General features: G+C 39.1%; 20 protein-coding genes and 1 riboswitch. Of the genes, 18 read left to right on the top strand and 2 right to left on the bottom strand.

Annotated features, from left to right (window positions below; all coding sequences use genetic code 11):
- Positions 1-17: 17 nt before the first annotated feature.
- Positions 18-3,668: a DNA-directed RNA polymerase subunit beta' gene (gene rpoC / locus FC73_RS05855; protein WP_056936302.1), complete on the top strand. Its 3,651-nt coding sequence runs from the start codon at positions 18-20 to the stop codon at positions 3,666-3,668.
- Positions 3,669-3,729: 61 nt separating this feature from the next.
- Here rpoC and FC73_RS05850 read toward each other — a convergent pair whose 3' ends face one another.
- Both FC73_RS05850 and FC73_RS07175 read right to left on the bottom strand, forming a co-directional pair.
- Complete coding sequence (locus FC73_RS05850) at positions 3,730-4,305, bottom strand: xanthine phosphoribosyltransferase (RefSeq protein WP_010022702.1); 576 nt, start codon at positions 4,303-4,305, stop codon at positions 3,730-3,732.
- Positions 4,306-4,342: 37 nt separating this feature from the next.
- A riboswitch (purine riboswitch) is annotated at positions 4,343-4,438 on the bottom strand.
- 30 nt (positions 4,439-4,468) lie between these two features.
- Complete coding sequence (locus tag FC73_RS07175) at positions 4,469-5,122, bottom strand: prepilin peptidase (protein ID WP_010022703.1); 654 nt, start codon at positions 5,120-5,122, stop codon at positions 4,469-4,471.
- 182 nt (positions 5,123-5,304) lie between these two features.
- Here FC73_RS07175 and rpsL point away from each other — a divergent pair, with 182 nt between their 5' ends.
- The 17 genes from rpsL (at position 5,305) to rplE (ending at position 15,075) form a co-directional block, all read left to right on the top strand.
- On the top strand, positions 5,305-5,718 hold the full coding sequence (rpsL, locus tag FC73_RS05840) for a 30S ribosomal protein S12 (protein ID WP_010022704.1): 414 nt from the start codon (positions 5,305-5,307) through the stop codon (positions 5,716-5,718).
- 36 nt (positions 5,719-5,754) lie between these two features.
- On the top strand, positions 5,755-6,225 hold the full coding sequence (gene rpsG / locus FC73_RS05835; RefSeq protein ID WP_010022705.1) for a 30S ribosomal protein S7: 471 nt from the start codon (positions 5,755-5,757) through the stop codon (positions 6,223-6,225).
- A 98-nt stretch (positions 6,226-6,323) separates the two neighbouring features.
- Positions 6,324-8,432 (top strand): elongation factor G, encoded by a 2,109-nt coding sequence (fusA, locus tag FC73_RS05830; RefSeq protein WP_010022706.1) that lies wholly within the window; start codon positions 6,324-6,326, stop codon positions 8,430-8,432.
- Between the two features lie 261 nt (positions 8,433-8,693).
- Positions 8,694-9,002 carry a 30S ribosomal protein S10 gene (gene rpsJ, locus FC73_RS05825; RefSeq protein WP_010022707.1) on the top strand — a complete coding sequence of 103 codons (309 nt, stop codon included), beginning with the start codon at positions 8,694-8,696 and terminating at the stop codon, positions 9,000-9,002.
- A gap of 27 nt (positions 9,003-9,029) precedes the next feature.
- A complete protein-coding gene (gene rplC / locus FC73_RS05820; protein WP_010022708.1) occupies positions 9,030-9,665 on the top strand; it encodes a 50S ribosomal protein L3 in 636 nt (211 codons plus the stop codon).
- Positions 9,666-9,682: 17 nt separating this feature from the next.
- Positions 9,683-10,306, top strand: a complete 624-nt coding sequence (gene rplD, locus FC73_RS05815) for a 50S ribosomal protein L4 (RefSeq protein WP_010022710.1) — start codon at positions 9,683-9,685, stop codon at positions 10,304-10,306.
- Complete coding sequence (gene rplW / locus FC73_RS05810; protein ID WP_010022712.1) at positions 10,306-10,593, top strand: 50S ribosomal protein L23; 288 nt, start codon at positions 10,306-10,308, stop codon at positions 10,591-10,593. Before rplD ends, rplW begins: the two co-directional genes overlap by 1 nt.
- Before the next feature lie 23 nt (positions 10,594-10,616).
- Positions 10,617-11,456 (top strand): 50S ribosomal protein L2, encoded by an 840-nt coding sequence (rplB, locus tag FC73_RS05805; RefSeq protein ID WP_010022713.1) that lies wholly within the window; start codon positions 10,617-10,619, stop codon positions 11,454-11,456.
- Positions 11,457-11,500: 44 nt separating this feature from the next.
- Complete coding sequence (rpsS, locus tag FC73_RS05800) at positions 11,501-11,782, top strand: 30S ribosomal protein S19 (RefSeq protein WP_010022714.1); 282 nt, start codon at positions 11,501-11,503, stop codon at positions 11,780-11,782.
- A gap of 16 nt (positions 11,783-11,798) precedes the next feature.
- Complete coding sequence (gene rplV, locus FC73_RS05795; RefSeq protein ID WP_010022715.1) at positions 11,799-12,149, top strand: 50S ribosomal protein L22; 351 nt, start codon at positions 11,799-11,801, stop codon at positions 12,147-12,149.
- 11 nt (positions 12,150-12,160) lie between these two features.
- Positions 12,161-12,826, top strand: coding sequence for a 30S ribosomal protein S3 (rpsC, locus tag FC73_RS05790; protein WP_010022717.1), 666 nt, complete (start codon positions 12,161-12,163; stop codon positions 12,824-12,826).
- A 2-nt stretch (positions 12,827-12,828) separates the two neighbouring features.
- Positions 12,829-13,263, top strand: coding sequence for a 50S ribosomal protein L16 (gene rplP, locus FC73_RS05785; RefSeq protein WP_010022718.1), 435 nt, complete (start codon positions 12,829-12,831; stop codon positions 13,261-13,263).
- Positions 13,253-13,447, top strand: a complete 195-nt coding sequence (gene rpmC / locus FC73_RS05780) for a 50S ribosomal protein L29 (RefSeq protein WP_010022719.1) — start codon at positions 13,253-13,255, stop codon at positions 13,445-13,447. Before rplP ends, rpmC begins: the two co-directional genes overlap by 11 nt.
- Positions 13,448-13,476: 29 nt before the next feature.
- Positions 13,477-13,743: a 30S ribosomal protein S17 gene (gene rpsQ, locus FC73_RS05775; protein WP_010022720.1), complete on the top strand. Its 267-nt coding sequence runs from the start codon at positions 13,477-13,479 to the stop codon at positions 13,741-13,743.
- A 50-nt stretch (positions 13,744-13,793) separates the two neighbouring features.
- Entirely contained in the window at positions 13,794-14,162 is a 369-nt protein-coding gene (gene rplN / locus FC73_RS05770) for a 50S ribosomal protein L14 (protein WP_010022721.1), read from the top strand.
- Positions 14,163-14,193: 31 nt separating this feature from the next.
- A complete protein-coding gene (gene rplX / locus FC73_RS05765) occupies positions 14,194-14,502 on the top strand; it encodes a 50S ribosomal protein L24 (protein ID WP_010022722.1) in 309 nt (102 codons plus the stop codon).
- Between the two features lie 30 nt (positions 14,503-14,532).
- Positions 14,533-15,075, top strand: coding sequence for a 50S ribosomal protein L5 (gene rplE / locus FC73_RS05760; RefSeq protein WP_010022725.1), 543 nt, complete (start codon positions 14,533-14,535; stop codon positions 15,073-15,075).
- Positions 15,076-15,086: the final 11 nt, after the last annotated feature.

The following is a 15,086-nucleotide window of genomic DNA, read 5'->3' as shown; positions in this document are numbered from 1 at the left end:
TAAAGGAGGGTACGCCAATGGTTGATGTTAATAAATTCAAAAGTATGCAAATTGGTTTAGCTTCACCTGAAACCATCCGGAGTTGGTCATACGGGGAAGTTAAAAAGCCAGAGACAATTAACTATCGAACTCTAAAACCTGAAAAAGACGGTTTGTTTGATGAAAGAATTTTCGGTCCTACTAAGGATTGGAAGTGTGCCTGTGGTAAGTACAAGGGTGTCAGATACAAGGGCATCGTTTGTGATCGTTGTGGTGTTGAAGTTACTCGTTCTAAAGCTCGTCGTGAACGAATGGGACACATCGAATTAGCCGCTCCGGTAACCCATATTTGGTACTTTAAAGGTATCCCAAGTCGAATGGGATTAGTTCTTGACATGAGCCCAAGAGCTCTTGAAGAAATCATCTACTTTGCTTCATACGTTGTTACTGATCCAGGTAACACACCAATGGAGAAGAAGCAGTTGCTTTCAGAGCAAGAATACCGTGACAAGAAGCGTGAATATGGAAACCGTTTCCACGCTGAGATTGGTGCGGAAGCGATCAGAACTTTATTAAATGATGTTGATATCGATAAAGAAGTTAAAGAATTAAAGGATACCCTTAAAAAGGCAACTGGCCAAAAGAGAACCCGTGCGGTTCGTCGTTTGGACATTCTTGAAGAATTTGCTACTTCTGGTAATCAATTGTCATGGATGGTTATGGATGCAATTCCAGTTATGCCACCTGATTTACGTCCAATGGTTCAACTTGAAGGTGGTCGTTTTGCCACTTCTGATTTGAATGATTTGTACCGTCGGGTAATTAACCGAAATAATCGTTTGAAACGTTTGCTAGACCTTAATGCTCCTGGCATCATTGTTCAAAACGAAAAACGAATGTTGCAAGAAGCTGTCGATGCCTTGATTGATAATGGTCGTCGTGGTCGTCCTGTTGCTGGTCCTGGTAATCGTCCACTCAAATCTCTTTCTCACTTATTGAAAGGGAAGCAAGGACGATTCAGACAGAACTTGCTTGGTAAACGTGTTGATTATTCAGGTCGTTCAGTTATTGATGTTGGTCCTAATTTGAAGTTAAGCCAAATGGGACTGCCAGTATCAATGGCTCTTGAATTGTTCAAGCCATTTATCATGCATGCTTTGGTTCAACGTGGATTGGCTTCAAACATCAAGAATGCTAAACGTCAGATTGAACGTCAAGATGACGCTGTCTTTGAAGTTCTTCCTGATGTAATTAAAGAACATCCAGTTCTTTTGAACCGTGCCCCTACCTTGCATAGACTTGGAATTCAAGCCTTTGAACCTGTCCTAGTTAGTGGTAAGTCAATGCGTTTGCACCCATTAGTTTGTGCTGCATACAATGCTGACTTTGATGGTGACCAGATGGCTATTCACGTTCCTCTATCTGATGAAGCTCAAGCCGAATCAAGATTGTTAATGGCTGCTGCTGGACACATTTTGGCACCCAAGGATGGTAAGCCAGTTGTTACTCCTTCACAGGATATGGTAATTGGTAACTACTATCTAACATTTGAAGAAGCAGGTGCCGAAGGCGAGGGAATGATATTCAACGACCCAGACGAAGTTGAATTAGCGTACCGTGATGGAAAAGTTCATTGGCATACCAGAATTGGTATTCCAGCAAGTGCTTTTCCTGACAAGTCATTTACTGACGATCAAAAAGGTAAGATCTTAGTAACTACGGTTGGTAAGGTAATCTTTAATGGAATTTTGCCAAAGGAATTCACTTACCTTAATGAACCAACTTCAACTAACTTGCATGGATACGTTCCTGACAAGTACTTCTTGAAGCCAGGTGAGGATATCCATGAACATTTAAAGAATGCTGAATTGGTTAAACCGTTTAAGAAAGGCTTTCTAAGTGACATCATTGCTGAAGTTTACAGTCAATACCAAGTTACGGAAACTTCCGAACTGCTTGATCGAATTAAAGACTTAGGTTATGACAAATCCACTAAATCTGGTTTAACTGTTGGTATTTCTGACATTACTGATTTGAAAGAAAAACCAGAAATTGTTGCTAATGCTCATAAAAAAGTTGATACCATTACTAAACAATTCCGTCGTGGTTTAATCACTAACCAAGAACGTTACGAACGAGTTGTTAACGTTTGGAACGATGCAAAAGACGAAATTCAAAACAAATTGATGAAAAACTTCGATCCTCAGAACCCAATCTTTATGATGAGTGATTCTGGTGCTCGTGGTAACATTTCTAACTTTACTCAGTTAGCTGGAATGCGTGGTTTGATGGATTCTCCTAATGGTGAAATCATGGAACTGCCAATTACTTCTAACTTTAAGGAAGGACTTTCAGTCTTGGAAATGTTCATTTCAACCCACGGTGCTCGTAAAGGTATGACCGATACGGCTCTTAAGACTGCTAACTCTGGTTACTTGACTCGTCGACTTGTTGATGTTGCTCAAGACGTTATTGTCAGAGAAGAAGACTGTGGAACTGATCGTGGATTGGTTGTTCGTGCCATTACTGAAGGTGACGAAATGATCGAACCATTGTATGATCGAATTCTTGGTCGTAATGCAATGAAGACCGTTAAGAACCCTAAGACTGGTAAAGTAATTGTTAAGAAGAATCAAATGATTGATGAAGATGTTGCACAAGAAATTGTGGACGCTGGCATTGATTCAGTTGAGATTCGTTCGGCATTTACATGTAACACAGCTCACGGTGTTTGTGAGAAGTGTTACGGTCGAAACCTTGCTACTGGTGACGAAGTTGAAGTTGGTGAAGCTGTTGGTACCATTGCCGCTCAATCGATCGGTGAACCTGGTACTCAGTTAACCCTTCGAACTTTCCATACTGGTGGTGTTGCAAGTAGTTCTGATATTACCCAAGGACTTCCTCGTGTTCAAGAAATCATGGAAGCTCGTAATCCTAAAGGTAAAGCAATCATCAGTGAAGTTACTGGTACCGTTGAATTAATTGAAGAAGATCCTGCTGAAGGAATTAAAGAAGTTACCGTTAAAGGTAAGTCCGATACCCGAAAGTACAAGATTCCAATTAAGGCTCGTATGAGAGTTGCTGAAGGCGACACTGTTCGTCGTGGTGATCCTCTTAATGAAGGTTCAATTGATCCTAAGGAATTGCTTAAAGTTCGTGATGTCTTGTCAACTGAAACTTACTTGTTAACTGCGGTTCAAGAAGTTTATAGAAGACAAGGTGTTGAAGTTAACGATAAGCATGCCGAAATCATGGTACGACAAATGTTACGTAAGGTTCGTGTTATGGACCCAGGTGACACCGATATCTTACCTGGTACTTTTATGGACATTGATGACTTCAAAGACCGTAATAAGGACGCAGTTATTAGTGGTAAAACACCTGCAACTGCTCGTCCAGTCTTGCTTGGAATTACTAAGGCTGCTCTTGAAACTAACAGTTTCTTGTCAGCTGCGTCATTCCAGGAAACCACTCGTGTTCTTACTGATGCTGCAATTCGTGGTAAGGTTGATCCATTAGTTGGTTTGAAGGAAAATGTTATCATTGGTAAGTTATTACCTGCTGGAACTGGTGTTGGAAAATACGAAAACATCGAACCAGAAGAAGATGGTAAGACTTCTACCAAGGGCGTTACTTCTTTAAGTGATGTTGAAAAAGAAATGCAACAAAAAGATTCTAGTAAAAACTAGATTTTAAACTAAAAGAGCTCATCATATGATGAGCTCTTTTTTGATACATATTTTGATTGAATTAATCTTTTTTAAACGTAACTTCATTGTTATTAAGGGATGCGATCCTCGCCAATGATTCAAGATGAATTCCATGATTAGTGATCCAATCAGCACCAGGTTGAAATGATTTTTCAATTACGATTCCAACCCCAACGAGATGAGCTTGAGCAGCTTCTACAATTTTAATCATCCCCTTGGTTGCTTCGCCATTGGCGAGAAAATCATCAATAATTAGAACATTATCATTAGGTGAAATAAATTTCTTTTCGATGAAAATCCGATTTGTTTTTTGCTTGGTGTATGAATATACATCGGCGGAGTAAGCCGCATCATTTAAAGTAGAGGGTTTCTTCTTTCGGGCAAAGATAACCGGGACACCTAATACTAGTCCAGTCATGACCGCTGGTGCAATTCCTGATGATTCTACGGTGATAACCTTAGTGATGTTGTCATCAGCAAAGCGTTTCACAAATTCCTTGCCAATTTCATACATTAAAGTTGGATCAATTTGATGATTTAAAAAGGAATTGACCTTTAAAATGTTGCCGGGTAAGACCTGACCCTTATTTTTGATTGCATCTTCTAATTCTTTCATTAATTATTCTCCCATTCAAAAAGACCCTAGGTACAGTCGTCTAGGGTCTTGTTCTAATAGTTTGGAATTATGGTTCCAAGTAGAGACAGCCGACCCATTACGGCAATATATTAGACTTTTAGTTATTAATGCAATAATAATTGAATTTTATGGTTTTGGCAAACTAGATTAATACGATAAGTAGGGCTGTATAAATGAATGGAACAAACGCGATCACGTGCTTTGTCATTATAAATGAATAGATAATGGCTAGAAGGGAGCCAATTAGTATGACGAGATTAGTGAGAAGGATGCCGTGAGCAATTGTTAAAATCAAAAATAAATCTAAATCCCCATCTCCGATCAAATGAGCATGTTGATTTATGATTATGAGAATCAAGTAACACAAGATTTCAAGGAAAATGATGGCAAATGACTGCGAAGAAATGGTAACGGCAAGTGCGAGTGAGATGACCGAATTGGGCAATGGAAAGTGATAGGTTAACAAGTCGAAGGTGGCTGAGATTTGAATTAATAAGAGTAAGCATAAATTTTTGCCATTGCTTAAATTGATTGGTGGAAATAATGTAAAAGTTAGAGCTGTCGTACATTCAAAGTAGAATAGGTGAAATGGCAAGTGTACCTTACACTTTCGGCACTTTCCCAGTTGAATCAGATAACTAACGATTGGGATGAGTTCATACCATTTTAAGGTAACTCGACAACGACTACAGTGGGACCGTCCCACGATGAAGTTTTGGTGTGAAACTGTTCGTTCCACCATGACGTTTAAAAAGGAACCAACGATGGATCCTACAACAAACCAATAAATTAGCATAATAAAACCTCCACCAAAAAGTACGGAAACTAGGAGAAGTCTTGTTGACACGTCTTTTTCTACGTGGTATTCTACTTATTGTGCTTATAAACAACTAAGCGATTTTTTTAACTTCAAAAAAGAACCGCCTGGATGTGTGGACTTAAAAAATATATTATATTAGGAAAGGGAGGACTTTTTAGATGCCTACAATTAATCAATTGGTTCGTAAAGGCCGTAAATCTAGAACTTCTAAATCAAAATCCCCAGCTTTAGGCTTCGGATATAACAGTTACAAAAAGAAAAACACACAAAACCCTGCACCTCAGAAACGTGGAGTTGCAACTCGTGTTGGTACTATGACTCCTAAAAAGCCTAACTCAGCTTTACGTAAGTACGCTCGTGTTAGACTTTCTAACTTGATTGAAGTTACTGCATACATTCCTGGAATTGGACATAACTTGCAAGAGCATAGTGTTGTTTTAATTCGTGGTGGACGTGTTAAGGATTTGCCTGGTGTTAGATATCATGTTGTTCGTGGTGCTTTAGATACTGCGGGTGTAAGTGATCGTCGCCAAGGTCGTTCTAAATACGGTACTAAGAAACCGAAGGAATAGACAATTAATTAAGTTATTATTGAGGAGGACTTTTACATGCCTAGAAAAGGGAAAGTGCAAAAAAGAGAAATCCTTCCTGATCCAATCTACAACTCAAAATTGGTTTCTAAATTAATTAACCATTTGATGTTAGATGGTAAGAGAGGGACTGCATCAGAAATTTTATACGGTGCATTTGACATGATCAAAGATCAAACTGGAAATGACCCAGTTGATGTATTCGAAGAAGCAATGAAGAACGTTATGCCAGTTCTTGAAGTTAAGGCTCGTCGTGTTGGTGGCTCTAACTACCAAGTTCCAATCGAAGTTCGTCCTGATCGAAGAACTACTTTAGGCTTACGTTGGATTGTTAACTATGCAAGACTACGTGGTGAACATACTATGACTGAACGTCTTGCAAAAGAAATCATCGATGCTTCAAATAACACCGGTGCAGCAGTTAAGAAGCGTGAGGATACTCACAAGATGGCCGAAGCTAACCGTGCCTTTGCACATTACCGTTGGTAATCAGCTTTTAGCTTTTTTACTGTTAAAGTGGGTGGCTAAAGTGATTTAGCCACTTTTTTAAAATAATGAAATTGTGAATGATTGAGAGGAGTTAAATAATGGCTAACAAGCGAGAATTCCCGTTAGACAAAACTCGTAATATTGGTATTGTTGCCCATATTGATGCCGGTAAGACTACTACTACTGAACGTATCCTGTACTATACCGGTCGTATCCACAAAATTGGTGAAACCCATGAAGGGGATTCACAAATGGACTGGATGGAAGAAGAAAAAGAACGTGGTATCACCATTACTTCAGCTGCTACTACTGCTGAATGGAAGGGATACCGTGTTAACATCATTGATACCCCAGGACACGTTGATTTCACTGCCGAAGTCGAACGTTCACTTCGTGTTCTAGATGGTGGAATTGTTGTTTTAGACGGTCAAGCTGGGGTTGAACCACAGACTGAAACCGTATGGCGTCAATCATCAGACTTTGCTGTTCCACGAATTGTTTTCATTAACAAGATGGATAAAGTGGGTGCTGATTTTGACATGTCAGTAAAGAGTTTGCACGATCGTTTAGGTGCTAACGCCCAAGCTGTTCAGATGCCAATTGGTGCTGAAGCAGACTTTACTGGTGTTATTGATTTAATTACCATGCAAGCATACGTCTATGACGAAGACAAAGAAGGATCAGAATGGGATGTTGATGAAATCCCTGCTGATATGCAAGAAGAGGCTCAAAAGCGTCATGATGCATTAATTGAAGCCGTTGCTGATGTTGATGATGACATTATGGAAAAATTCTTGGATGGAAAGGAAATCTCACAAGATGACCTTAAAGCCGGAATTCGTCGTGCAACCTTAAATCTTGACTTTTACCCTGTATTCGCTGGTTCTGCGTTCAAGAATAAGGGAGTTCAGATGTTGATGGATGGTGTTGTTGACTATCTTCCATCTCCACTTGATGTTCGTCCTTACACTGCGCTTGACCCAGATGATGACGATAAGAAGGTTGAAATTCGTGCCAATGATAAAGAACCATTTGCCTCATTAGCATTTAAGATTGCTACCGATCCATACGTTGGTCGTTTGACTTACATTCGTGTATACCGTGGTACTTTAAAGGCTGGCTCATACGTCTTAAATGCTACTAATGGTAAACGTGAACGTGTTGGTCGTCTTCTTCAAATGCATTCCAATAATCGTCAAGAAATTCCAGAAGTATTCTCAGGTGATATTGCTGCTGCAATTGGTTTGAAGAATACTACCACTGGTGATTCATTGACTGATCCAGATCATCCCTTACATCTTGAATCAATGGAATTCCCTGAACCAGTTATTCAGGTTGCTGTTGAACCAAAGACTAAGGCTGATCAAGATAAGATGAATGATGCTTTACAAAAGTTATCTGAAGAAGATCCAACCTTTAGAGCTGAAACTAATCCTGAAACTGGTCAAACTTTAATTGCCGGAATGGGTGAACTTCAGTTGAACATCTTGATTGAACGTATGAGACGTGAATTTAACGTTGAAGCTAACATCGGTGCTCCTCAAGTTGCTTATCGTGAAGCCTTTACTAAACCAGTTAAAGCTGAAGGTAAGTTCATTCGTCAGTCTGGTGGTAAAGGTCAATACGGTGATGTTTGGATTGAATTTACTCCAAACGACGAAGGAAAAGGATTCGAATTCGACGATGCCATCGTTGGTGGTGTTGTTCCTAGAGAATTCATTCCATCAGTTGAACAAGGTCTAAAAGAAGCCATGGAAAATGGTGTCCTTGCTGGATATCCATTGATTGATCTGAAGGCTAAGCTTTATGATGGTAGTTATCATGAAGTCGATTCAAGTGAAGCTGCATTTAAGATTGCTGCTTCAATTGCCTTGAGAGAAGCTGCTAAAAAAGCTGATCCAGTTATTCTTGAACCAATCATGAAAGTTGATATTCGTGTTCCAGAAGAATACATGGGTGATGTCATGGGACAAGTTACTGCTCGACGTGGAAACGTTGAGGGTATGGAAGCCCAGGATAAAGCACAAAATATCCATGCAATGGTTCCACTATCAGAAATGTTTGGTTATGCAACTGATTTGCGTTCCGCTTCTCAGGGACGTGGAACATTTGTAATGAGCTTTGATCACTACAGTGCCGTTCCTAAGAGCATTCAGGAAGACATCATTAAGAAAAATGGTGGCGACAACAAAAAGGAAGAAAAGTAATTTCTTTAAAAGTTCTAGAAATTTGAAATGGTTTCTAGAACTTTTTTTATTGCTAATATTCTGAGAACCCTTGAAAAGTCAAAGAATATCAGGTATGATAGTTAAGTACTTGGTTTTGGGGGATAGACTGCCCAAAATTGTACAATGTTTAGCTTTGATGTGGGAGGTTGCGACACACCCGGCCGCTTTGCCATGCGAGGATGTGCCGGTAATTTCCACGGAGCTAGTCTTATTTTGAAAATAGACGAAGGAGGGAAAAACATGGCAAAAGAAAAGATTCGTATTCGTTTGAAAGCTTATGAACACCGTATTTTAGATCAAGCTGCTGACAAGATTGTGGCAACTGCACAACGGACTGGTGCTACTATTTCTGGTCCAATTCCATTACCAACGGACAGAGCCCTATATACCGTATTAGCATCACCATTTAAGTACAGTAAAGCTCAAGAACAATTTGAAATGTTAACTCACAAGCGTTTAATTGATATTTTGAACCCAACACCTAAAACTGTTGATTCATTAATGAAATTAGACTTGCCAAGTGGTGTTGACATCGAGATCAAACTATAATAATTACAAAATATCGGAGGTGTACTCATGGCTAAAAAAGGAATCTTAGGTAAAAAAGTCGGAATGACTCAAGTTTTTACTGATAACGGTGAACTCGTTCCAGTTACTGTTGTTGATGTAACCCCTAACGTTGTTTTACAAGTTAAGAACAACAAATCAGATGGTTACGATGCAATTCAACTTGGATTCGATGACAAACGTCCAGTATTAAGCAATAAACCTGAACAAGGTCATGTTAAAAAAGCAAAAACTACTCCTAAGCGCTTCATTCGTGAAATCAGAGATGTTGACTTGGGAGATTACAAAGTTGGAGACAAAGTTAAAGCTGATGTATTTCAACCAGGTGACGTCGTTGATGTAACGGGTACTACTAAAGGTCATGGTTACCAAGGTAACATCCATAAAAACGGACAACGTCGTGGACCTGAAACCCACGGATCAAGATATCACCGTCGTCCCGGTTCATTAGGTGTCATCATTAACCGAGTTGTTAAGGGTATGAAATTACCAGGACGAATGGGTAACAATCGAGTTACCATTCAAAATCTTGAAGTCGTTAATGCAGACGTTGATAACAACGTATTGTTAATCAAGGGAAATGTTCCTGGTGCAAACAAATCATTAGTAACAGTTAGAACATCAGTTATTGAATCAAGAAAATAAGAAAGGAGGAACCGTAGATGGCAAGCGTAACATTATACAAACAAGACGGTAGTAAACAAGGAACGGTTGATTTAAACGATGCTGTTTTTGCCGTTGAACCAAATGAAAACGTTGTTTACGACACTGTCGTAATGCAAAGAGCATCACAACGCCAAGGTACTAATGGTGTTAAATTCAGAGGTAAAGTGCGTGGTGGTGGTAAGAAACCATGGCGTCAAAAAGGTACTGGCCGTGCTCGTCAAGGTTCTATTCGTGCCCCACAATGGGTTGGCGGTGGAGTTGTCTTCGGACCAACCACTCGTTCATACGCATATCACCTTCCAAAGAAGGTTACTAGATTAGCTGTTAAATCAGTTCTTTCTGAAAAAGTTGCAAATGATGATTTAGTAGTAGTTGATTCATTAGACTACAAGGCTCCAAAGACTAAGGATTTATCAGATCTTTTAAAGAAACTGGACGCATCAACTAAGACACTAGTAGTTTTGGAAGATAACAATGAAAACGCCGCACGTTCCGCAAGAAATATTGAGAATGTACGAGTTATTAATGCCAAGAGTGTTAATACACTTGATGTGTTAAACAGTAACAAGGTTGTTATTACAAAAGCTGCTCTTTCTCAAGTAGAGGAGGTGCTCGCATAATGGAAGCACGAGATATCATTTTACGTCCGGTAGTTACTGAAGCTTCAACCGATGTAATGGACGACAAAAAATATACTTTTGATGTTGATGTACGAGCAACTAAGACTCAAGTTAAAAATGCTGTTGAAGAGATTTTTAACGTTAAAGTTGTTAAAGTTAATATTATGAATGTAAAAGGTAAGAAAAAGCGACAAGGACAATATGTAGGACGCACAAAGAAGCGTCGTAAGGCTATTGTTACTTTGTCCGATGATTCTGATGAAATTAAGATTTTCTCAGAAGAATAATCTTTGAATAGGAGGGAAATAACGTGGCTCTAAAAAAGTACAAACCAACTACTAATGGCCGTCGTAATATGACTAGTATTGACTATAGTGAAATTACTACCAACGTGCCAGAAAAAAGTTTAATTGAGTCAAATGCTCATAGCGGTGGTCGTAATAGCCAAGGTAAAATGACTGTTCGACATCGTGGTGGTGGAAACAAACATCGTTATCGTTTAATTGATTTTAAGCGTGATCACGATGGCGTTCCTGCAACCGTTAAGACCATTGAATATGATCCAAACAGAACCGCAAACATTGCCTTAATCGTTTATGAAGACGGAGTTAAATCATATATCATTGCGCCTAAGGGATTGAAAGTTGGAGATGTTGTTGAATCTGGTAAGGATGCTGATATTAAGGCTGGTAACACTCTTAGATTAGCTGATATTCCTGTTGGTTCAACTATCTTTAATATCGAATTAAAGCCTGGTAAGGGTGGACAACTTGTTCGTTCTGCTGGGGCTTCAGCACAATTACTTGGAAACGAAGAAAAGTATGCATTAGTTAAATTGCCATCTGGCGAAGTTAGAATGGTACTTTCAGTTTGCCGTGCTACTGTTGGTAGTGTTGGTAATGATGAACATGGATTAGTTGTTTGGGGTAAAGCTGGTAGAACTCGTTACCGTGGTCAAAGACCTCACGTACGTGGATCTGTTATGAACCCTAACGATCACCCACATGGTGGTGGTGAAGGTAAAGCTCCAGTTGGTTACCCAAGTCCATTGTCTCCATGGCATAAGAAGACAACTGGTAAGAAGACTAGATCAAAGAAAGCACGTTCAAACAAGTTTATTGTTCGTCACCGTAAAGGTTCAAAGATGTAGTCTGAGTCATTTATTTATTGAGTAATTGCAGAGGAGGTTTCATAATGAGTCGAAGTTTAAAAAAGGGACCTTTTGCCGATCAATCACTATTAAAGAAGATCGATGCACAAAAAGATCAAGATAAAAAATCGGTAATTAAAACATGGTCACGTCGTTCAACCATTTTCCCAAGCTTTATTGGATACACCATTGCTGTTTACAATGGTAGAAAACATGTCCCAGTTTACATTCAAGAAGACATGGTGGGCCACAAGCTCGGAGAATTCGTACCTACTCGTACATTCCATGGACATGGAAATGGCGACGCAGATAAAAAGACAGTTTAAGCAAGGAGGATAACCAATGGCTGAACAACAAGTTACATCAGCAAAAGCTACTGCAAAGACTGTTCGTATCGCCGCTCGTAAGGTTCGCCTTGTTGTAGATCTTATTAGAGGCAAAAGCGTATCAGAAGCTACTGCAATTTTAAAGTTCACCCCTAGAGGTGCTTCACCAGTTGTAGAAAAGGTTTTGATGTCAGCTGTAGCAAATGCAGAAAATAATTTTGATTTAGATCGTCAAGATCTAGTTGTTAGTGAAGCATATGTTAACGAAGGACCAACCTTAAAACGTTTCCGTCCCCGTGCTAAAGGTTCTGCTTCACCAATCAACAAAAGAACTAGTCACATTACAATTGTAGTGTCAGAAAAGTAGGAGGGATAAACGTGGGTCAAAAAATTAATCCAAATGGTTTACGAATTGGCGTTAACCGTGGTTGGCAAGCTAAATGGTATGCTAACGACGATAAGTTCGCTTCATACTTAAACGAAGATTTAAAAATTCGTAACTATCTAGCAAAGAGACTCGCTGATGCTTCTGTATCAAGTGTTGACATTGAACGTGCTGCAAAGCGTGTTAATGTTTCTATCCATACTGCAAAACCAGGAATGGTTATTGGTAAAGGTGGAGCAGAAGTTGAAAGTCTACGTAAAGAATTAAACAAGTTAACTGGCCGTCGTGTTCATGTTAATATTGTTGAAGTTAAAAAGCCCGACTTAGAAGCTGATCTTGTTGGTGAAAACGTAGCAAGACAACTTGAAGGTCGTGTAGCATTCCGTCGTGCAATGCGTCAGGCAATGCAAAGAGTTATGCGTTCTGGAGCAAAAGGTGTTAAAGTTCAATCTTCAGGTCGTTTAAATGGTGCTGATATGACACGAATCGAGAGATACTCAGACGGAAGTGTTCCACTTCATACTCTTAGAGCTGATATCGATTATTCATGGAATGAAGCAGATACTACTTACGGTAAAATCGGTGTTAAGACTTGGATCAACCGTGGTGAAGTTTTGCCCGATAAACCGGAGGAAAAAACTGAAAAAGGAGGGAAATAAGCATGCTAGTACCTAAACGTGTTAAGTTCAGGAGACAACACAGAGGTAAGCTGCGTGGTCATTCAAAAGGTGGAAATACTGTTACTTTTGGTGATTACGGTTTGCAAGCACTTGATTCACATTGGATCAGTAACAGACAAATCGAAGCTTGCCGTGTTGCCATGACTCGTTATATGAAACGTGGTGGAAAAGTTTGGATCAAAATTTTCCCTCAAAAATCATATACTGAAAAAGGTATCGGTGTTCGAATGGGTAAAGGTAAAGGTACCCCAGCAGGTTGGGTTTCAACTGTTAGACGGGGAAAAGTTCTTTTCGAAGTTGGCGGTGTTTCCAAAGAAACTGCTGAAGAAGCTTTACGTTTAGCATCCATGAAGTTACCTGTTAGAACCCGAGTTATTAAACGTGAGGAAGTAGGTGGCGAATCAAATGAAGGCTAAAGAAATTAATGAATTAACCACTGATGAAATGCGTGCTAAGGAACAAGATTACAAGAAAGAATTGTTTAATCTTCGTTTTCAATTAGCCACTGGTCAATTAGAAAATACTGCTAGATTGAAGACTGTGCGAAAAACAATCGCTAGAATCAAGACGGCGTTAAGACAACAAGAATTAAAGAAATAGAATACGATAGAAAGGAAGGTTAACACTTTATGAGCGAAGAACGTAACGAACGTAAGAGTTACAGAGGCCGTGTTGTTTCAGACAAGATGGATAAAACCATTACAGTTGTTGTTGAAACTTACAAAACTCATCCAACTTACGGGAAACGTATTAAATATTCTAAGAAATATAAAGTTCAAGATGAAAATAACGAAGCAAAAGTTAACGATATTGTTGACATCATGGAAACTCGTCCATTGTCTAAGACTAAGCGCTTCCGTCTAGTAGACGTTGTTGAAAAGGCAATTATTATCTAGCTTTTTTATCTATCGTATTCTGATTTTAAGTTGAAGGGAGGACACTAACCATGATCCAACAAGAGAGTCGTTTAAAGGTTGCTGACAACTCTGGAGCACGTGAACTTTTAACTGTTAAAGTCCTAGGTGGTTCAAGAGTTAGATACGCAGGTATCGGTGATGTGATCGTTGCTACTGTTAAACAGGCAACACCAGGTGGCGTTGTCAAAAAAGGAGACGTCGTTAAGGCTGTTGTTGTTAGAACAAAGTCCGCTGCACACAGAACTGATGGTTCATATATCCGTTTTGATGAAAATGCCGCTGTTTTGATTAACGATGATAAGAGTCCTAAAGGTACCCGTATTTTCGGTCCGTTTGCTCGTGAATTACGTAGTAATAATTTTATGAAGATCGTTTCATTAGCGCCTGAAGTACTTTAATACTATTGGAAAACAAGGAGGTGCCAGGATTATGTTCTTGAAAACTGGTGACAAAGTTCGTGTTATTAGCGGTAAAGACAAGGGTAAAGACGGTAAAGTCGTTAAAACCATTGCTGCTAAGAACCGTGTAGTTGTTGAAGGAATCAACAAGATCAAGAAACATCAAAAGGCTTCACAAGACAATCCCCAAGGTGGAATTGCTGATGTAGATGCTCCAATCGATGCTTCAAATGTAATGCTAATTGATCCATCTACTAACGAACCTACTAAGGTAAGTTTTGAAGTTAAAGATGGCAAAAAAGTTCGTATTTCAAAAAAATCAAACAAACCAATCGATTAGGATTGGAATTGAAAGGAGGAAATTAATCGCATGGCAGCTCGCTTAGAAGAAAGATACAAAGAAAATATTCTCCCAGCACTTGTTAAGAAGTTTGACTATTCGTCAGTAATGGAAGCACCAAAGCTTGACAAAATTGTTTTAAACATGGGTGTTGGTGATGCTGTAACAAATTCTAAAAATCTTGATGAGGCAGTTCAAGAATTAAGTTTAATTTCTGGACAAAAGCCTATTGTAACTAAAGCTAAAAAATCAATTGCCGGTTTCCGTCTTAGAGAAGGAATGCCAATTGGTGCCAAAGTTACATTAAGAGGAGAAAGAATGTACGATTTCTTAGATAAGTTAGTTAATGTTTCATTGCCACGTGTTCGAGATTTCCACGGTGTAAGTAACAAATCATTTGATGGTCGTGGAAATTACACATTGGGTATCAAAGAACAACTAATTTTCCCAGAAATTAATTACGATGATGTTAACCGTGTTAGAGGTTTAGATATCGTACTTGTAACAACCGCTAATACGGATGAAGAATCACATGAATTGTTAGCTCAATTCGGAATGCCATTCGCTAAATAGGAGGTTTAATA

Origin of the sequence: Fructilactobacillus fructivorans (assembly GCF_001434095.1) — a bacterium.
Lineage (GTDB): Bacteria > Bacillota > Bacilli > Lactobacillales > Lactobacillaceae > Fructilactobacillus > Fructilactobacillus fructivorans.
Note: the sequence above shows the minus strand (reverse complement) of the source record. Positions and strands in the feature narration are given on the sequence as shown.